General features: G+C 68.3%; 18 protein-coding genes. 5 read left to right on the top strand and 13 right to left on the bottom strand.

Going from position 1 to position 16,816, the window contains the following annotated elements; all coding sequences use genetic code 11:
- Position 1: 1 nt before the first annotated feature.
- From ACCD11_RS07775 to ACCD11_RS07760, 4 genes are all read right to left on the bottom strand, one after another.
- A complete protein-coding gene (locus ACCD11_RS07775) occupies positions 2 to 754 on the bottom strand; it encodes a hypothetical protein (RefSeq protein ID WP_413313351.1) in 753 nt (250 codons plus the stop codon).
- Positions 755 to 904: 150 nt separating this feature from the next.
- Entirely contained in the window at positions 905 to 2,260 is a 1,356-nt protein-coding gene (locus tag ACCD11_RS07770; protein ID WP_413313349.1) for a sigma-54-dependent transcriptional regulator, read from the bottom strand.
- Complete coding sequence (locus ACCD11_RS07765; RefSeq protein WP_413313347.1) at positions 2,245 to 3,705, bottom strand: sensor histidine kinase; 1,461 nt, start codon at positions 3,703 to 3,705, stop codon at positions 2,245 to 2,247. Before ACCD11_RS07765 ends, ACCD11_RS07770 begins: the two co-directional genes overlap by 16 nt.
- The gene (locus ACCD11_RS07760; protein ID WP_413313345.1) at positions 3,702 to 5,231 is read right to left on the bottom strand and encodes a class I adenylate-forming enzyme family protein; all 1,530 of its coding nucleotides are present in this window, start codon (positions 5,229 to 5,231) and stop codon (positions 3,702 to 3,704) included. The genes ACCD11_RS07765 and ACCD11_RS07760 overlap by 4 nt, the downstream gene beginning before the upstream one ends.
- Before the next feature lie 195 nt (positions 5,232 to 5,426).
- Between ACCD11_RS07760 and ACCD11_RS07755 the strand changes: the two genes are divergently transcribed.
- Both ACCD11_RS07755 and ACCD11_RS07750 read left to right on the top strand, forming a co-directional pair.
- Positions 5,427 to 5,669, top strand: a complete 243-nt coding sequence (locus tag ACCD11_RS07755; RefSeq protein WP_413313359.1) for a GlsB/YeaQ/YmgE family stress response membrane protein — start codon at positions 5,427 to 5,429, stop codon at positions 5,667 to 5,669.
- Positions 5,670 to 5,682: 13 nt separating this feature from the next.
- Positions 5,683 to 6,177: a hypothetical protein gene (locus ACCD11_RS07750; RefSeq protein ID WP_007830173.1), complete on the top strand. Its 495-nt coding sequence runs from the start codon at positions 5,683 to 5,685 to the stop codon at positions 6,175 to 6,177.
- 15 nt (positions 6,178 to 6,192) lie between these two features.
- On the opposite strand, the gene ACCD11_RS07745 is transcribed toward ACCD11_RS07750, so the two are convergent.
- The 9 genes from ACCD11_RS07745 to ACCD11_RS07705 form a co-directional block, all read right to left on the bottom strand.
- Positions 6,193 to 7,620, bottom strand: a complete 1,428-nt coding sequence (locus ACCD11_RS07745) for a hypothetical protein (protein ID WP_413313343.1) — start codon at positions 7,618 to 7,620, stop codon at positions 6,193 to 6,195.
- A gap of 46 nt (positions 7,621 to 7,666) precedes the next feature.
- Positions 7,667 to 8,773 (bottom strand): DegT/DnrJ/EryC1/StrS family aminotransferase, encoded by a 1,107-nt coding sequence (locus ACCD11_RS07740; protein WP_413313341.1) that lies wholly within the window; start codon positions 8,771 to 8,773, stop codon positions 7,667 to 7,669.
- Positions 8,770 to 9,720: a Gfo/Idh/MocA family protein gene (locus tag ACCD11_RS07735; RefSeq protein ID WP_413313340.1), complete on the bottom strand. Its 951-nt coding sequence runs from the start codon at positions 9,718 to 9,720 to the stop codon at positions 8,770 to 8,772. Before ACCD11_RS07735 ends, ACCD11_RS07740 begins: the two co-directional genes overlap by 4 nt.
- 19 nt (positions 9,721 to 9,739) lie before the next feature.
- On the bottom strand, positions 9,740 to 10,516 hold the full coding sequence (locus ACCD11_RS07730) for a hypothetical protein (RefSeq protein ID WP_413313338.1): 777 nt from the start codon (positions 10,514 to 10,516) through the stop codon (positions 9,740 to 9,742).
- Positions 10,513 to 11,883 carry a glycosyltransferase gene (locus ACCD11_RS07725; protein WP_413313336.1) on the bottom strand — a complete coding sequence of 457 codons (1,371 nt, stop codon included), beginning with the start codon at positions 11,881 to 11,883 and terminating at the stop codon, positions 10,513 to 10,515. Before ACCD11_RS07725 ends, ACCD11_RS07730 begins: the two co-directional genes overlap by 4 nt.
- 101 nt (positions 11,884 to 11,984) lie before the next feature.
- Positions 11,985 to 12,986 carry a lipoyl synthase gene (lipA, locus tag ACCD11_RS07720; RefSeq protein WP_007830183.1) on the bottom strand — a complete coding sequence of 334 codons (1,002 nt, stop codon included), beginning with the start codon at positions 12,984 to 12,986 and terminating at the stop codon, positions 11,985 to 11,987.
- A 7-nt stretch (positions 12,987 to 12,993) separates the two neighbouring features.
- A complete protein-coding gene (gene lipB, locus ACCD11_RS07715; protein WP_413313334.1) occupies positions 12,994 to 13,710 on the bottom strand; it encodes a lipoyl(octanoyl) transferase LipB in 717 nt (238 codons plus the stop codon).
- Positions 13,711 to 13,741: 31 nt separating this feature from the next.
- On the bottom strand, positions 13,742 to 14,050 hold the full coding sequence (locus tag ACCD11_RS07710; RefSeq protein WP_007830185.1) for a YbeD family protein: 309 nt from the start codon (positions 14,048 to 14,050) through the stop codon (positions 13,742 to 13,744).
- Positions 14,047 to 14,940: a D-amino acid aminotransferase gene (locus tag ACCD11_RS07705; protein WP_413313332.1), complete on the bottom strand. Its 894-nt coding sequence runs from the start codon at positions 14,938 to 14,940 to the stop codon at positions 14,047 to 14,049. Before ACCD11_RS07705 ends, ACCD11_RS07710 begins: the two co-directional genes overlap by 4 nt.
- A 157-nt stretch (positions 14,941 to 15,097) precedes the next feature.
- Here ACCD11_RS07705 and ACCD11_RS07700 point away from each other — a divergent pair, with 157 nt between their 5' ends.
- The 3 genes from ACCD11_RS07700 to atpE all read left to right on the top strand — a co-directional run bounded on the left by ACCD11_RS07700 (position 15,098) and on the right by atpE (position 16,782).
- Positions 15,098 to 15,583 (top strand): ATP synthase subunit I, encoded by a 486-nt coding sequence (locus tag ACCD11_RS07700; protein WP_007830187.1) that lies wholly within the window; start codon positions 15,098 to 15,100, stop codon positions 15,581 to 15,583.
- A 4-nt stretch (positions 15,584 to 15,587) separates the two neighbouring features.
- Positions 15,588 to 16,457 (top strand): F0F1 ATP synthase subunit A, encoded by an 870-nt coding sequence (gene atpB / locus ACCD11_RS07695; protein ID WP_007830189.1) that lies wholly within the window; start codon positions 15,588 to 15,590, stop codon positions 16,455 to 16,457.
- A gap of 61 nt (positions 16,458 to 16,518) precedes the next feature.
- On the top strand, positions 16,519 to 16,782 hold the full coding sequence (atpE, locus tag ACCD11_RS07690) for a F0F1 ATP synthase subunit C (protein ID WP_007830191.1): 264 nt from the start codon (positions 16,519 to 16,521) through the stop codon (positions 16,780 to 16,782).
- Positions 16,783 to 16,816 lie beyond the last annotated feature (34 nt).

The following is a 16,816-nucleotide window of genomic DNA, read 5'->3' as shown; positions in this document are numbered from 1 at the left end:
ATCAGGAAGCGGGCGCTGGCGGGGGCGGCATCATCATCGGCGCGGCGGGCGGCATGGGACCGGCGCCGCGCGGACCCCAGGGGACACCGGCCCCGCCGAACACTTCGCGCACCGTGTCGGCGGTCGGGCCGAGGCTCGTCGCTTCGAGGGCGGTGCCTTGTGCGCCGCGCGTGCCCCAGCCGCGCGCATGCAACTGCGCGCTGGGCTGCAGCTGGGCGCCGTACATCGCGCCGATGTGCGGCGGGAAGCGCACGATGGTCTTGTCGGCGAGCACCACGCCGTGCACGTCGCCGCGGTCGGTGTACAGCAGGCGCTCGATGCGGCCCCCCGCCGACATGGCCACGAGCGTGCCCGGGTCGCGCAGCGGCGGCGGGGCCATGCCCGGCATCGGCGGCTGGTCGGTCACGCTACGGCCGTTGGCGCCGATGGTCTGTGCGCGCACCACCGGCACGCTGGGGGCGCGCCAGCCGCTGACCTGCGCCGTGTCGCCGGGCCTGAGCATCTGCATCATGGCGGCCGAGAGGTGCGGTGGAAAGGCGACCTGCGTGCCATCGGAAAGCAAGAGGCCATCGGCCTCGCCGTTCGGGTTGATCAGCCATTGCTGCACGCGGCCGGTGGCAACCATCCCGGCTTGGAATGCGATGGCGCCGTGCGGCGGGGGCATGGGCCCGTGCGGCGGCGCGGGTGGCAGCTGGGCGAAGGCGGCGCTGCCGGCCAGTAGGCAGGCGGCGGTGAGGGCGAGGCGGGAGGTCATGAGCGGTTCCTTGTGGAATGGAGACCCCATCGACATCTCACACAACGTGCCAGCGCATGAACCCTTTGAAATCAACGACTTGCGCGCACCGTGCGGGCGGCGGCCGCATGATCCGGGGACACCATGCGTCCGCTTTCCGGACGCTTCGTCTCAGTCGATCCCGTACTGCGTCAGCTTGCGATAGAGCAATTGACGGTGAATGCCCAGGCGGCGTGCGGCCTCGGCACGGTTGCCCTGCGTTTGGGCCAGCGCGTGGGCGATCAGCAGGCGCTCGAGCTTTTCGACGGCGGCGGGCAGTTCGCCTTCGAGCCACTCGGCCGGCACCGTGTCGGACGCTTCGCCGCGTGGCGCGGCCCCGGGTCCGATGGCCAGGTCCGCCGCGCCGATCACGCGGTGCCGTACCAGCGCATGGCAGCGCTCCATCACGTTGCGCAGTTCGCGCACGTTGCCGGGCCATGGGTGGCTCAGCAGCCGTTGCGCGGCCTCGGCCGACAGCGCCTTCGGCGCATCGGATGCGGCCGCGCGGCGCAGGAAGTGCTCGGCCAGCGGGATGATGTCGGCCAGCCGCTCGCGCAGCGGCGGCATGCGGATCGACAGCACGTCGAGCCGGTACAGCAAGTCTTCGCGAAAACGGCCCTCGCGCACGGCGGCGGCCAGGTCGCGGTGCGTCGCGGCGATCACGCGCACGTCGACCTTCACCGTCCGGTGGCTGCCCAGCGGCGTGACCTCGCCCTCCTGCAGCGCGCGCAGGATCTTGGCCTGCACGTCCAGTGCCATGTCGCCGATCTCGTCGAGCAGCAGCACGCCGCCATCGGCCGCGCGAAAGCAGCCGGGGCGTTCGCCGGTCGCGCCGGTGAAGGCGCCGCGCACGTGGCCGAAGAGTTCGCTTTCGAGCAGCTCCTTCGGAATCGCCGAGCAGTTGACGGCCACGAAGGGCCGGTCGGCGCGGGCCGAATGGCGGTGCAGCGCGCGCGCCACCATTTCCTTGCCGGTGCCGGTTTCGCCGAGGACCAGCACCGGCATCGCGCTGGCGGCGGCCAGGCCGATGCGCTTGTGCACCTCGCGCATCGCGTGGCTCGGGCCGATCAGGTCGCTGCCGTCGCCGTCCTGCGGCACACCGGTGGGCGACGCTGCCGCGTGCTGCTGCAGCGCGCGTTCCAGCACCTCGCGCACCGCCTCGCGGCTGATCGGCTTGGCCAAGTGATCGAAGGCGCCCAGGCGCATCGCCTCGATGGTGTTGCCCGCGCTCGCGAACGCCGTGAGCACGATCACCGGCGGCAGGCGCACGAGCCTGGCCTGCATGGCTGCGAGTGTCTGCAGGCCATCCATGCCGGCCATGCGGTGGTCGAGGAACACGGCGTCGAAGCGCTCGCGCGACGACGACAGCGTTTCCAGCGCCTCGGCGCCGCTGGCCGTCGCCACCACGCAGTGGCCGAGGCCTTGCAGCGTTTCGGCGAGCGTGTCGCGGAAGGCGTTGTCGTCGTCGACGATCAGGAGGTGCGCCACGGAAGCTCCAGTTCGAAGCGGGTGCCCGGTTGCATGGGCACATGATGCAGCTCGCCGCCGTGCGCCAGCGCCACTTCGCGTGCCAGCGCCAGGCCCAGCCCGGTGCCGTCGGCGCGGCCGGTGGCAAAGGGCTCGAAGAGGCTGGCCTGCAGCGGTTCGGGTACGCCTGGGCCGTCGTCGTCCACGCGGATGAGCAGCATGCGCGCATCGGGCTGCACGACGGCCAGCACCACGTGGCCGCCGCGTGGCGCATGGCGCACGGCGTTGTCGAGCAGGTTGTCGACGGCGCGCGCAAGGTGTACCGGGTCGAACACGGCGCTGGCGGGCAAGTCGTGATGCAGCGAGATCTGCACGCCGCCCGCCGCTGCCTTCGGCGCGACGGCGGCCACGCGCTCTTCGAGCCAGCGATGAAGCGCCACCTCGGCCGGTGCGAGGGCTACCGGCTGCACCAGCGCGAGCAGGCTTTGCACGAGGCCGTCGAGCCGGTCGATCTGCCCCACGATGACCTGCAGCGCCTGGCCCTGCCGCTCGGGCGCGGCGGCCAGTGCGTTCTCGGCCTTCAGCCGCATCGTGGCGATCGGGTTGCGGATCTCGTGGGCGATGCCGCCGGTCATGCGGCCGAGCGCCGCCAGGCGCTGGTCGCGGCTGTGCTGCTGAGCGGCCGCTCGCACGTTCATGCGCGCCTCCTCGAAGCGCAGGCGGTAGCGGTTGAAGCCGTCGACGATGCGGTCGAGTTCGTGCACGCCGGTGCGCGGCAGCTCGGGCATGGCATCGCCGTCCGCATCGGCCTGCGCGAGCCGGGTTTCGAGGCGCTGCACATGGCGCAGTCCGCGTCGAAGGATGAAGCCAAGCCAAAGGCCCGATGCCAGCACCAGCGCCAGCAGGACGCTCAGGCCGGTGCGCAGGCTGTCCTGCGCGGCCAGCGCGCCGCTGCTGGTGCGAGTCATGGTCCACGCCGCCAGGTCGTTGCCCGGCGCGGCCAGCGGGCAGGCCGAGACGATCAGCGCCTCACGGCTGCCGCGCACCACATCGGTCTGCGGCTGCCGGGTGCGCGCCGCGAGCTGTGCCATCTCGGCGATCAGCGGCTGCTCGGCCACGGGCACGTCGCGCTTGACGCCGCTGCCTTCGTAGGTGGGGTAGGCATAGGCCAGCTGTCCGCCGGCGGCCTGCCACACGCCGCCCTCGACATGGGGCGATTCGATCAGCACCAGCTGCAGCAGCACCTGCAGCAGATCGACTTGCGGCTGCGCCGGGGAAGGTGCGGCCGCCGACCTGGCATAGCGCGCCGCGATCGCGCGGCACGACTGCTCGGTCGCAGCGCGCCCCGCAGCCACCTGCGCGCCGGCACTGCTTTGGTAGAGCGTGAGCATCACCACGGCCAGGGCGGCGCACATGCCGAACAGAAGCATCCAGAAGAAGACCAGCTGACCGCGAAGGGATTTCATCCACCGCGTTCACGCAGTTCGCGCTTGAGCACCTTGCCGATGGCGCTGCGCGGCAGCTCCTCGATGAAGGAGAGACGTGCCAGTCGCTGCGTCTTGCCGAGCTGGGCGTTGGTCCATTGCAGCAGCGCGTCCTCGGTTGTGCTGTCACCCTCGCGGCGCACCACGAAGGCCACCGGCGTTTCGCCCCATTGCTCCGACGGCACTCCGATCACCGCCACATCGGCCACCGCCGCATGGCCGCGCAGCACGGCCTCGAGGTCGCTCGGGTAGATGTTGAAGCCGCCGCTGATGATCATGTCCTTCTTGCGGTCGAACAACGTGAGGAAGCCGTCGGCGTCGAAGCGCCCCACGTCGCCGGTGCGGATGAAGCGCTTGCCGGTGGCGTCGAACCATTCGGCCTCGCGCGTCTTCTCGGGTTGGCGGTGGTAGCCGGTCATCATGCCGCCCGAGTGGCCCACCACCTCGCCGGCCACCTCGGTGTTGCCGCGCGGCAGTTCGTTGCCTTCCTCGTCGATCAGGCGGATGTCGCTGCCCTCGGCGGGCTGGCCCACCGTGTGCAGCTTGGTCGGGTGCAGGTGCGCCTCCAGGATGCAGGTGCCGCCGCCCTCGGTCATGCCGTAGAACTCGATCAGCCCGCCGGGCCAGCGCTTGAGCACGTCGGCCTTGAGCGCGGCGTTGAAGGGCGCGCTGGTGCTGAACTTGAAGCGGAACGACGACAGGTCGTGCGCGTCGAAGCGCGGATGCGCCATCAACCGCTGGTACTGCACCGGCACGAGCATGGTGTGCGTCACGCGGCGTTGCTCGGCCAGCTGCAGGTAGCCGAGCGCGTCGAACTTGGGCATCAGCACCACGCAGCCGCCGAAGGCGATGGTGGGGAAGAACACCACCAGCGTGGTGTTGGAGTACAGCGGCGTTGACAGCAGCGTGACGGTGTCGGGACCGTATTCGTATTTGGCGCCGCGCTGTACGTGGGCCCAGCGCATGCCGTGGCCCTGCACGATGCCCTTGGGCTCGCCCGTGGTGCCCGACGAATAGATGATGTTGAAGGGCCACGAAGGCTGCGTCTCCACGGCCTTGGGCTGCACACCTGCCGGCGCGAGCCAGCCTTCGAAGTCGCGGCCCACGTTCGAGCCGTCGAGCGCAATGCGTGCAATGCCGCCTTCCTTCGCGGGGCCGATCACCTCGGCGGCCGAGGCGTCGCTGAACAGGATGCGCGCATCGGCGTCCTCGATCATCCGGGCCAGGCTGGCGGGCGTGGAGCCGGGCGCCAGCGGGGCCACCGCGACGCCCGCGCGCAGCGCGCCCAGGAACACCGCCGCGTAGTTCACCGACGACGAGGCGCAGATGGCGATGGCATCGCCGGGCTGGAGCCCGTCGCGCTGCAGGCTGGCCGCGACGCGGTCCATGAGCGCGTCGAGTGCGTGGTAGTCCAGCGTGCGCCCGGCATCGGCCAGCGCGGCGTGGTCGGGCGTGTGTTGCGCATGGAGGCGGACCAGATCGGCAATGGCGCCGAAATTGCGTTCCATTTCGGCTTGAACGGCAGGGTGCGTTTGCAAGGTCATTCCTTCTTCTTGAGCAGCCGGCAGGATAGCGAAATGCTGCCGCTTTCGGCCAGCTCCTTGGCGACCGCGCGGCTGTCGGAGGGCGTACCGTCAGGCCGCGCTCAGGATGGGCGGGCAACGATCCCGCATCATCTTTTTTCAACAGACAGGGAGTCTCTCTTGCACATCATCTGGACCATCTTGATCGGCTTCATCGCGGGGCTGATCGCCCGCGCCATCTTTCCGGGCAACAACTCCATGGGGTTCATCCTCACCGTGGTCCTGGGCATTGCCGGGTCGCTGGTGGCGACCTATGCAGGACAGGCCCTGGGGCTGTACGCTGCGGGCGCGGGCGCCGGCTTCATCGCCTCGGTGATCGGCGCGGCCCTGCTGCTCGGGGTCTGGCATCTCGTGGCCCGGTAACAAGGAGATATCCATGGGTTTACTCGACATCCTCCAGCAGGCCATCGGCGGCAACGGCAGCCCCGAGGCCCACCTCGACAAGGTCACGCAGCAGGCATCGACCGACGAAGTCGGTGCGGGGCTCGCCGCGGCCATGCGATCCGACCAGACGCCGCCTTTCGGCGACATGGTGGGCAAGCTGTTCGGCCAGTCGTCGCCGCAGCAGCAGGCCGGCGTGCTCAACCAGATCCTGGCCACGCTGGGCCCGGCAGCGGCCTCGGCGCTGGCCGGCGGCGTGCTCGGCCGCATGCTGCAGCCGGGGCAGACGCAGGTCACGCCCGACCAGGCCTCGCAGCTGTCGCCTGCGCAGGTGACCGAGATTGCCGCGCATGCCGAGCAGCAGCACGCGGGCGTGATCGACGAGGTGAGCCGGTTCTATGCGCAGCACTCGGGGCTGATCAAGACACTGGGCGGCGCGGCGATTGCCATCGCGCTGGCGAAGATGAAGGAGAACGCCACGCGCGGTTGAGGCTGCGCGGCCCCGTCAGCGGGACGACGCAGTGGTGTCGGGCTGCGCCGTGTCGCCGCCGCGTTCGTACGCATCGCGCGCCAGGCTGCGCCGGTTCCATAAATGCATGGATGCCGCACGCTGCGGCGTCAGCTGCGTCGGGAAATGCACGAAGTGGCTGTCGGCGGTCGCGTAGATCGCGGGCGCGTCCAGCGACAGCGTGTCCACCACCTGGGCTTCGGTGACGAGGCCGTGGGCATTGAAGACATTCGCGAAGTAGGTCTGGTCGCCGCCGTTGGCGTGCACCGACGAGCGGTCGGGCGCGGCCTCGATCTGCCGGCAGACGTCTTCCACCAGCGCGTGCATCGCGGGCGTGTTGCGCACGCCGACCACGCTGGAGTTCATGTTCCAGGCCGTGTGGTCGTTGCCCACCAGCGCCTGCCGGCCGTCGACCAGCGGCTCCATGCGCAGCGACTGGTTCATGGCCAGGATGTCCGCATCGATCCACAGCAGGAACTCGTGCTCCGCGAGGTGGCGCCGCATGACGTGCGGCTTGGCCCACGAGCCTGTCAGGCCGTTGGCAAAGCCGGGCACCTTGCGGTAGAGGTGGTAGCCGTAGCCGTGGCGCAGGCAGTAACGCGTGAGGCTTTCTTCGTGGATGCGGCCGTAGCTGGCGATGTGGTGCGTGTAGATGCTGACGAAGGCGATGCGCGCGCCGGGGTTCAGGTGCAGGTCGTCCCCGGGTGGGGGCGTGGTCCCGGCGAGTACGAGGAAGGGCGGGCGTTCGTCGGCGGCCAGGGCCGCGGCGTCCTCCACGAGGTTCTGCACGCCGCGGAAGTCGTAGTCCAGCGCCGGCGTCCACTGGTTTCCGGCGCCTGCGCGGCGCCAGGTGGGCGCGTCGCTGGCCACCAGCGGGCGCACACCCTGGATCGATTCGTAGTAGCTGCCCGCGGGCCAGTTGGCCTGCACATTGGCGTGGATGCCGTTGGGCAGGGGAAGGGCGCAGGGGCGGGGCGGGAAGACATGGGCGACCAGCGCGTTCTCGGGCTGCTCGTTGTCCTCCAGGATGCACACTGCCCAATGGGAGACATGGTCGACCAACTGGCGCACCTGCTCGCGCACCGCGGCCGTGTTGCGCAGCAGCAGCATGCTGGTGTTGCAGAGCGCGTCGTCGTCGGGTTGCGCGCAGACCAGCGCGTCGATGCCGTCGAACACCTCTTCCAGCGGTCGGGGCCAGTAGACGACAGCGAACTGGTCGAGTACCAGCAGCAGGCTGCCCTCGTCGGCTTGCGCCAGGTGCTGATAGATCGCGTGGTAGCGGAAGAAGACCGGCTGGCGCGGACCCCACACATGGGTGCTGTCGGCGATGCGGTGCGCATAGCCGTACCGGCGCGCATAGGCTGCGTGGTTCTCGACCAGGCCCTCGACAGGGCGTGTGGCCAGCGTGGTCAGGATGGTGGCCATCTGATCCGTTCTCCCTTTCGATGTGGTCCCGCGGCGTTGGCTGCCGCTATGCGCCGGAAGCTTGCCGTACGACGCCGATGATGTACTCGATTTCCTCGTCGCCGAGCATCGGATAGAGCGGCAATGCGAGTGAGCAGCCGGCCAGTTTTTCGCTGTGCGGCAGGGCGCGGGTGCCGTGCCAGGGCCGCAGCGCCTCGTGCAGGTGCAGCGGTTGCTCGTAGTAGATCCGGGTGGCGATTCCGGATGCCGCCAGCTGCGCCGCGAAGGCCGCGCGTTCGCGGGGGCCGGGCAGGGTGATGACGAAATAGTTCCACGCGTGGCCCGCCGAGCCTCGCGGCAAACCGATCGGACGGTCCGCCCAGGCCGCCATGTAGCGCGCTGCGATGGCGCGCCGTCGCGCGATGTTGTCCGGAAAGTCGTCCAGCGCGGCATTGAGCAGACAGGCCTGCAATTCGTCCATGCGGCTGTTGTGTCCGAGGCAGTGGTGCCGGCCGTCGGCGTAGCCGTGGTTGCGCAGCAGCCGCGCCTTGTGGGCATGCTGCGGATCCCTGAAGGCCAGCGCACCGGCGTCGCCGGCGGCGCCGAGGGTCTTGGTCGGATAGAAGCTCATTGCCGCGGCGTCGCCCCAGGTGCCGGCGGCATGGGCGCCCAGGCATTGCGCTACGTCCTCGACCAGCCACAGCTTCTCGTCGCGGCAGTAGGCGGCCAGTTCGGGCAGGCCGCTCGGGTCGCCGAAGAGGCCGACCGCGAGGATTGCGCGGGTGCGCGGCGTGCGGGCGTCGCGGAAATGCGCGAGCGTCGGCAGGAAGTCGTCCGGCGCACTGTCGACGAAGACCGGCCGCGCGCCCGCGGCGAGCACCGCTTCCGCGCAGGCGACGAAGGTGTAGCTCGGCAGCAGGACCTCGTCCAGCGCGTCTCCTCCGCCCGCGCTTCCGATGCCGAGGCTCTTGAAGGCCAGCAGAAGCGCTTCGGAGCCCGATCCCACCGCCACGGTCTCGCGGCCTTGCAGCAGGCCGGACAGCCGTGCCTCGAAAGCCTCGGCCTGCGGACCGAGGATGTACACGCCGCTGCGCAGCACTGCGGCGAGGGACTGGGCCAGGTGCGCCGCTTTCGGCTCGGTGGATGCGGCCGACCGGAACAGCGGGATCTTCATGCGTGCAGTATCTGGCAAGCCCGGGTCACGGCCGCCAGGCCATCGGCACCCGACGCGACGCGGCTGGCCTGGCCCAGGATGGCGCGCCTGAAACCGTGGTACTGCCGTGCCAGGGCGTCGTCGCCTGTCGTCGTCGAACGCGCGCCGCTGCGCAGGTCCAGCAACTGCTCCCGGTGGCCGTCGCACACCTGCAATCGAGCGATTGCCGGCGTGCTGGCGTAGCCGCTCTCGAATTCGGCGACCAACGTGCCCAGCCGCACGCGCGCACGCACGCTGTGCACGTCGATGTGCCGTGCGAGCACTTCCATTGGCGCTTCCGCGGGAATCGCGCACAGCCAGGCGAGCAGGTCGAGGTCGTGCACCATCAGGTCCAGCACGCTGTCCCTGGCCATGGCAACGCGCGTCGAATAGCGGCGAAACCGCATGAACGGACGCTGGTCCTGGCGGTGGCTTGCCGCGGCATTGCGCAGCCGGGCGAGGAGCACGGTGCCGAACACGGGGTTGAAGCGCTCGATGTGGCCGGTGCTCAGCGTCACGCCGCATTGCCGCGCCGTGCGGATCATCAGGGCACCGTCGTGCCGGTCGATGCAAAGCGGCTTTTCGACCAGCACGTGGCAGCCGCGCCGCATCAACGACAGGGCAAGCTCGGCGTGCGCGTCGTCGCTGGTGGCAACGGTGGCCGACGCGATGCCCGGCGGCAGGTCGTCAAGGCTGGACAGCAATGGCAGCGCCGCGAGATCTGCGCCGGCGCGGGCCGACGACGAGCAATCCACGAGGGCGCGCAGCTGGAAGCCGCGCAGGGCGAGGAGCTTTCGGGCGTGGATGCTGCCGAAGCGGCCAAGGCCCACGATCGCATGGGCCAGTGCGGCGTCGACCGGGCTCGCGGCCGCCGTATCGGCGGCGATGGCGGTCGTGCTGTCGTCGCGGGCTGGCGTCGTGAAGGTCATCGAGGCATCGATGGATGTGTCATCGCATCGCGTCGCGCAGCCGATCCGCCACGGCCTGCAGATGCGCGCCGCGGATGACGTGCTTGTAGACGCCGGCCGCGACGCGTTCCTCCCCGAAGATTTCGAAGGCGGGTTTGGTGGCGGGGGCCTCCGCCAGTTCATAGCGCGTGGGCTGCGCGGCGAAGAGGCATTCCCGGCCGTAAGCCTGGGCGCCGAACTCGGCGATGAAGCCCGCCAGCTCGCGTTCCAGCTGGCCGCCGAAGCTGTGCGCGTAACCGTGCATGTCGTCGAGCTTGGCCTGCAACTCGGGGCCGTCGAGCTCGACCATGACATGGCGCTCGGAAGCCAGCCGTGCCGGTGGACTCGGATGGCCCACGGTGGGATAGCCGAGCGATACGACCGTGCGGCCGCGCGCCACGGCGTGCGCGGCGACCTGGTTGGCCAGCAGGCGGCACAGGTCGTGCGAAGGGTTGTAGTCCTCGGCTTCATCGGCAACGATGCAGTCGATGCCTTGCTCCACGACGTGCGTCGTCAAGGCGTGGACCCACTGCGTGAACAGGCGCGTGTCGCCTTCGAGCAGCGCCCGGTAGATGTCGGCATCGGCAACCGGCTGCACCACATCCGCAATCCAGCGGGCCCCCGCGCGTGCGAGGTTGTCGATCGTCGGTTCGAGCCGCGGCACGCCGCTCGAACCGGCGCCGTTGGTCAGCACCACGAAATCCGGCCGCTCGTTGCGCAGCCACTTCCACAGCAGCAGTTCGTGCCCCGAATGGGCGGCGATCACCAGCGCCTTCATGCGCGCGGACTGCCGGGCCGGACGAGGGTTGATACCCGCCGCAGCGGTCCGGTCACACGCCACGAACGGCTGGCGTAGACCTCGCGCAGCTGTGCCTGGAGCAGGGCGAGTTCGGTGCGCGCCTGCCGGGTCTGCTGCTCGGCTTCGGCCAGCCGTGCGTTGCAGTCGGCGTTCGATTGCGCCGCCTGCGCCGCCTGTGCAGCCTGCGCGGCGGTCTGCATGGCGATCTGCGCTGCGGCCTGCATGGCGGCGAGCTCCATCTGCCGGCGTGCCTCTTCGGCCTGGCGTTGCAGCTCTGCCTGCAGCGCGTCGATTCGAGCCTGGTGCATGCGTTGATGGTCGTTGAAGGATTGCTGGAGCCACCCGATGTGCTGCTGCAAGGACGCAACAGTCAGATGCGCCGCCGACGGGTTGCCGCGCCGGATCCAGTCCTCCATGTAGCGGGCCACCTCATTCGCGCGCTGGCTTGCGGGCACCTCGATCACGGGGTGCTGCAGGGCCATGCGCTGCGCGCAGCGCTCGAGCGCGCCGAGCGTTGCGTCGAGGCCGCCATGCGCACGCATCCATTCGCCGGCCTTGCCCGCATCCTCGGCGTCGTATCGGTCGAGTTCGGCGCCCACGTTCTCTCGCGTGATCGGCCGGATCAGCAGCGCCCGGCCGAAATTCCAGCGCCGCGCGTGGGCCACGGTGGCCGCCGTCACCATCTCGCCCATGCCCGAACTCGGATCGAGCACCACCACCGCGTTGCCGGTGCACAGTGCCTCGGTGGCGCAGCGCCCCTTGCCGAAGACGATGTCGTAGCGGCCGAGTGCCTCGGCCGGGTCGGGCAGGTGGTTGCCGGTGCCGCTGCCGATCACGTCCAGCGACAGTCCGCGCTGCACGCAGGCGGCGCGGATTTCCTCGAGCTGCGCGTCGTGCGAGGCGTAGTTGCTGAAGACCAGCGCCGTCCGGGGCCGGGCCGGCAGCCCGCCGCGCCGCGGAAAGCGCGAAAGATCGATCCCGTTCTGGATCAGCTCGATGCGTTCGCGCGCGATGCCGAACTCGTGCACCAGGCGCTCGGCGCAGTTCTCGTCGACGGCCACATGGCATACGACCTGCGTGAACTGCGCCGGGCGTCCGTGTTCGGCGCTTCGGTCGTGGCATATCGTGAGGACCGGCACGTCGTGGAAATGCAGCAGCGCGCGAACCGTCTCGTGGTGGGTGTTGCCGATGATCACGTCCGGCCGCGCCGCAATGTCGCTCAGTTCGGTGACGCAGGCAATCGAGGCAAAGCGCAGTTCGTCGGCCATGTCCCCGAAGGCCGTTGCAAAGATCGTGACGGCGTGGCCGCGGCGGCGCAGCCACAGCGCCAGGTCGCGGGTGAACATTTCCGCCCCCGTGCGATGCACGAGATAGCACATCGCCAGCAGGATGTGCAGGGGCCTGCCTGACTGCGGCGCGTCCGCCGCTGGGACGGTCGCCGCGGCGTTCAATCGAGCGAGGGCGCGCCGGCCAGAACGTGTCCTGCCTGCTGGTCGGCGTGGTAGCTGGAGCGCACCATCGCGCCCACGGCCGCGTGGCTGAAGCCCATCTTGTAGGCCTCTTCCTCGAACATCTTGAAGGTGTCCGGGTGCACGTAGCGGCGCACCGGCAGGTGCGAGCCCGACGGCGACAGGTACTGGCCGATGGTCAGCATGTCGATGCCGTGCGCGCGCATGTCGCGCATGACCTGCAGGATCTCCTCGTCGGTCTCGCCGAGGCCCACCATGATGCCGCTCTTGGTCGGCACGTCGGGGTGCAGCGCCTTGAACTTCTTCAGCAGGTTCAGGCTGAACTGGTAGTCGCTGCCGGGGCGCGCTTCCTTGTACAGGCGCGGCGCGGTCTCGAGGTTGTGGTTCATCACGTCCGGCGGCGCGGCCTTGAGGATTTCAAGGGCGCGGTCGTCGCGGCCGCGGAAGTCGGGCACGAGGATCTCGATCTGCGTCGTCGGCGAGAGCTCGCGGATGTTGCGGATGCAGTCGACGAAGTGCTGGCTGCCGCCGTCGCGCAGGTCGTCGCGGTCGACGCTGGTGATCACCACGTACTTCAGGCGCAGCTTGGCGATGGTCTTGGCCAGGTTGAGCGGCTCGTCCTTGTCGAGCGGGTCGGGGCGGCCATGGCCCACGTCGCAGAACGGGCAGCGGCGCGTGCACTTGTCGCCCATGATCATGAAGGTGGCCGTGCCATTGCCGAAGCATTCGCCGATGTTCGGGCACGAGGCCTCTTCGCAGACCGTGTGCAGGTTGCTCTCGCGCAGGATCTGCTTGATCTCGTAGAAGCGCGTGGTCGGGCTGCCGGCCTTGACGCGGATCCACTCGGGCTTCTTGAGCACCTCGCCCTGCTGCACCACCTTGACGGGGATGCGCGAGAGCTTGGCCGCGGCCTTCTGCTTGGCCAGCGGGTTGTAGTTTTCGGCGCTTTGGGCGTCGCGGACGACTTCTGTGGTGCTCATTGGTGTGTCAAGGCGCGAGGAAGGCGCCGAGCTTCTGGCTCAGCACCGTGGCGGCTTCTTCCCATGTGGTTTGGATGCCGATTGTAGAAAGGTCGACCGTCTGCAGCCCCGCATACCCGCATGGGTTGATGCGGGAGAAGGGTTCGAGGTCCATCTCGACATTGAGCGCCACGCCGTGGTAGGTGGCGTGGCGGCTCACCTTGATGCCCAGCGCGGCGATCTTGCCGAGACCGCGAAACGGGTCGCCCGCAGGCAGCGGGCCGGCCAGCGCCGAACCGTTTGAAGGCGATGCTTTCAGCATCGCGTGCGAGAACGGGTCGTCCAGCCGTACGTAGATGCCCGGTGCGCTCGCCACGCGGTGGCCGGTGACGCCGAAATGAGCCAGCGTGCGCAGCACCGATTCCTCGATGCGATAGACGTATTCCTTGACGAAGTAGCCCGCGCGGCGCAGGTCGATCAGCGGGTAGGCCACCACCTGGCCGGGGCCGTGGAACGTGACCTGGCCGCCGCGGTCGGTCTGCACGACGGGAATGGCGCCGGGGTTCAGGATGTGGTCCTGCTTGCCCGCAATGCCTTGCGTGAAGACCGGGGCGTGTTCGCAAACCCATAGTGCATCGGGCGTGTCCGCTGTGCGCTCCTGCGTGAACTGCTTCATTGCCGCGAAGGTGTCGGCGTAATCGACGCGGCCCAGCGGGCGCAGCTCGATGGCGGCGGTGCCTGTCATGGCGTGGTTCGCCGTGCGGACGGCACGGGGGTCAAAGCACGACCTTGACCATCGGATGCGCCGACAGCGCGCGGTAGATGTCGTCGAGCTGCTCGCGGCTGGTGGCCGTGACGGTGATGGTCACGCCGAGGTAGTTGCCGGCCTTGCTGTCGCGCAGCTCGACGGTGGTGGCGTCGAAGGCGGGATCGAAGCGCTCGGCGATCTGGGTGACGGCGTGCACGAAGCCGTCGACCTTGGCGCCCATCACCTTGATCGGAAACTGCGAGGGGTACTCGATCAGCGATTCCTTGCGCGGATCGGGGATCGCGGTGGTGTCGGTGGTGGTCGTGTTGTCGGTCATGCCGGGGCTCCGTGTTTCTGTGCGTTGTGTTGCTTGGCCTGCTGGTAGGCCGCATACAAGCTCTGGTAGATGGGGCCGGGGCGGCCATTGCCAATAGCCTGCCCGTCGAGGCTCACGACGGGCAGCAGCTCCTTGCTGGCCGAGGAGATCAGCAGCTCGTCGGCGGCGAACACCTCGTCGCGCGAGATAGGGCGCAGCGCGAACGCAATGCCCTGCGCCTTGCACAGGCGCTCGAGCAGCCCGTAGCGGATGCCGGTCAGCACGAGGTTGTTCTTCGGCGGGCCCGCCAGCGTGCCGTCCTTCACGATCCACACGTTGCTCGACGAGGCCTCGCTGAGCCATTCGTCGCGGAACATGATGGTCTCGGTCGCGCCGGCTTCCACGCTGATCTGGCGCGCAAGCACGGCGCCCAGCAGGCTGGTGCTCTTGATGTGGGCCTTCTGCCAGCGGAAGTCGGCCGCGGTGACGCAGGCCACGCCCTTGGCGCGGATGGCATCGGAGATGGGCGGCAGCGGGTTCACCATCACGAACACCGTCGGGCGGATGCCGCGCACCATCGCGTGGTCGCGCGGGGCCACGCCGCGCGTCACCTGAAAGTAAACGGACTGGGGGGCGTTGCCGCCGGGCGCGACCAGCCGCATCACGATCTCGCGCCACTGCGCGAGCGACATCGGGTTCTCGATCTGCAGTTCGGCGAGCGAGCGGTCGAGGCGGGCCATGTGCTCCTCGAAGCAGAAGGGCTGGCCGAAGTAGACGGGGACGTATTCGTAGATGCCGTCGCCGAAAATGAAGCCTCGGTCGAGGACGCTGATCTTCGCGTCGCGCAGGGCGGTGTATTCGCCATCGAGGTAACAAAGCGTGGCGGGCAGGGCATCGGTGATAGGGTGCATGCCGGAATTATGGTTGCGTGCGCCGCGTCGGGTTCGCGTCAGGGAATGCGGCATCGATTTGCATGCGCGGCAGCACGGGTGGAGGGACAGGCTGGGTTTTTACTTATAATCAATGGCTTTGTAGAAATTCTGGGTCGTCATCCGGGCTTCATTCGAAATGAAAAAAATCGCCCGTCAAGACTCGGAGGTCGCTGAAGACCTCGACGCAGAATTCAAGCCGTTGACCGCCGATGAGGCGCGTGAACTGCGGGCAAAGAACCCTTCGGTCTCCCCATGGCGGGTGGTCGCGGGGCAGTTGGTTGTCGGTCTGGTGGTGGCTCTGGCCGCCTGGGGACTGACGGGGAGGCAAAATCTGGGTTGGTCCGCCGCTTATGGCGCGATCGCGGTGGTCATTCCGGCGGCGGTGTTCGCACGCGGGTTGACCGGCAGGTTCTCTTCCCTGAATCCAGGCACTGCGGTGTTCGGATTCTTCCTCTGGGAAATGGTCAAGATGGCCTTGTCCGTGGCGATGCTGATCGCCGCGCCGAGGCTGATAACGGCGCTGAGCTGGCCAGCAATGCTGATCGGCCTGGTGGTGACAATGAAGGCGGCCTGGTTGGCGGTGATGTTCTCGCCCCGGCGCCGGCAACAACGAGACGAGTAACGGAATGGCTGCTGAAAACGCTGCGGAACATGGTCAGACCGCTGGTGAATACATCGTTCACCACTTGACGCATCTGCAAAGCTCCAAGCCTGCAGGTGTGGCCGATCTTTCGGTCTTCAACTTCGATTCGCTGTTTTTCTCCATCGCTCTGGGTGTCCTGGGCTGCTGGTTGCTCTGGCTGGCTGCACGCAAGGCCACGTCGGGCGTTCCGGGCCGCTTCCAGGCTGCCGTCGAACTGCTGGTTGAAATGGTCGACCAGCAAGCCAAGGGCATCGTCCACAACGCCACGAGCCGCAAGTTCGTCGCACCGCTGGCCCTTACCATCTTCGTGTGGATCTTCCTGCTGAACGCAATGGACCTGTTTCCGGTCGATTTGTTCCCGGCGATCTGGGCCAAGATCTTCCACATCGCGGGTGAAGACCCGCACCACGCCTACCTGCGCGTCGTGCCTACCGCCGACCTCTCGGTGACGATGGGCATGTCGGTGGCCGTGCTGCTGATCTGCATCTTCTACAACATCAAGATCAAGGGCGCCGGAGGCTGGATCCACGAGCTGTTCACCGCACCCTTCGGCAACCACTGGGCGCTGTACCCCTTCAACTTCGCCATGCAGATGATCGAGTTCATCGCCAAGACGGTCTCGCACGGCATGCGGTTGTTCGGCAACATGTACGCCGGCGAACTGATCTTCCTGCTGATCGCCCTGATGGGCGGTGCCTGGTCCGTGTCGGCCACCGGCATCGGCCTGGCCATCGGCCACATCATCGCGGGCACGGCCTGGGCCATCTTCCACATCCTGATCATCACGCTGCAAGCCTTCGTGTTCATGATGCTGACGCTGGTCTACATCGGCCAGGCCCACGATCACCACTGATCATCCGCTTTCGTTTTTTGTTTTTCGTTTTCTCTTCAACCAAAGTCCTCTAGGAGTCATCATGGAAGTTATTAGCTTTGTTGCACTGGCCGCCGGCCTGATCATCGGTCTGGGCGCTGTGGGCGCATGTATCGGCATCGGCATCATGGGCAGCAAGTACCTCGAGTCGGCCGCACGTCAGCCTGAACTCATGGGCGAACTTCAAACCAAGATGTTCCTGCTGGCTGGTCTGATCGACGCCGCTTTCATTATCGGCACCGGTATCGCTCTGTGGTTCGCAACGGCCAACCCGTTCCTGGCTCAGATCGCCAACCTGCCGAAGTAAGTCTTTCTCGTCGGACCTGCGTCGTCGTTCCCTA

The sequence above is a fragment of the Variovorax sp. Varisp36 genome (assembly GCF_047304235.1).
Taxonomy (GTDB): domain Bacteria; phylum Pseudomonadota; class Gammaproteobacteria; order Burkholderiales; family Burkholderiaceae_C; genus Variovorax.
Note: the sequence above shows the minus strand (reverse complement) of the source record. Positions and strands in the feature narration are given on the sequence as shown.

Bases quoted from the DNA above. Each gene is read 5' to 3' on its own strand.
- ACCD11_RS07775 (WP_413313351.1), bottom strand. From the start codon at position 754: ATGACCTCCCGCCTCGCCCTCACCGCCGCCTGCCTACTGGCCGGCAGC.
- ACCD11_RS07765 (WP_413313347.1), bottom strand. From the start codon at position 3,705: ATGAAATCCCTTCGCGGTCAGCTGGTCTTCTTCTGGATGCTTCTGTTC.
- ACCD11_RS07760 (WP_413313345.1), bottom strand. From the start codon at position 5,231: ATGGAACGCAATTTCGGCGCCATTGCCGATCTGGTCCGCCTCCATGCG.
- ACCD11_RS07750 (WP_007830173.1), top strand. From the start codon at position 5,683: ATGGGTTTACTCGACATCCTCCAGCAGGCCATCGGCGGCAACGGCAGC.
- ACCD11_RS07745 (WP_413313343.1), bottom strand. From the start codon at position 7,620: ATGGCCACCATCCTGACCACGCTGGCCACACGCCCTGTCGAGGGCCTG.
- ACCD11_RS07740 (WP_413313341.1), bottom strand. From the start codon at position 8,773: ATGAAGATCCCGCTGTTCCGGTCGGCCGCATCCACCGAGCCGAAAGCG.
- ACCD11_RS07735 (WP_413313340.1), bottom strand. From the start codon at position 9,720: ATGACCTTCACGACGCCAGCCCGCGACGACAGCACGACCGCCATCGCC.
- ACCD11_RS07730 (WP_413313338.1), bottom strand. From the start codon at position 10,516: ATGAAGGCGCTGGTGATCGCCGCCCATTCGGGGCACGAACTGCTGCTG.
- ACCD11_RS07725 (WP_413313336.1), bottom strand. From the start codon at position 11,883: ATGTTCACCCGCGACCTGGCGCTGTGGCTGCGCCGCCGCGGCCACGCC.
- lipA (WP_007830183.1), bottom strand. From the start codon at position 12,986: ATGAGCACCACAGAAGTCGTCCGCGACGCCCAAAGCGCCGAAAACTAC.
- lipB (WP_413313334.1), bottom strand. From the start codon at position 13,710: ATGACAGGCACCGCCGCCATCGAGCTGCGCCCGCTGGGCCGCGTCGAT.
- ACCD11_RS07710 (WP_007830185.1), bottom strand. From the start codon at position 14,050: ATGACCGACAACACGACCACCACCGACACCACCGCGATCCCCGATCCG.
- ACCD11_RS07705 (WP_413313332.1), bottom strand. From the start codon at position 14,940: ATGCACCCTATCACCGATGCCCTGCCCGCCACGCTTTGTTACCTCGAT.
- ACCD11_RS07700 (WP_007830187.1), top strand. From the start codon at position 15,098: ATGAAAAAAATCGCCCGTCAAGACTCGGAGGTCGCTGAAGACCTCGAC.
- atpB (WP_007830189.1), top strand. From the start codon at position 15,588: ATGGCTGCTGAAAACGCTGCGGAACATGGTCAGACCGCTGGTGAATAC.
- atpE (WP_007830191.1), top strand. From the start codon at position 16,519: ATGGAAGTTATTAGCTTTGTTGCACTGGCCGCCGGCCTGATCATCGGT.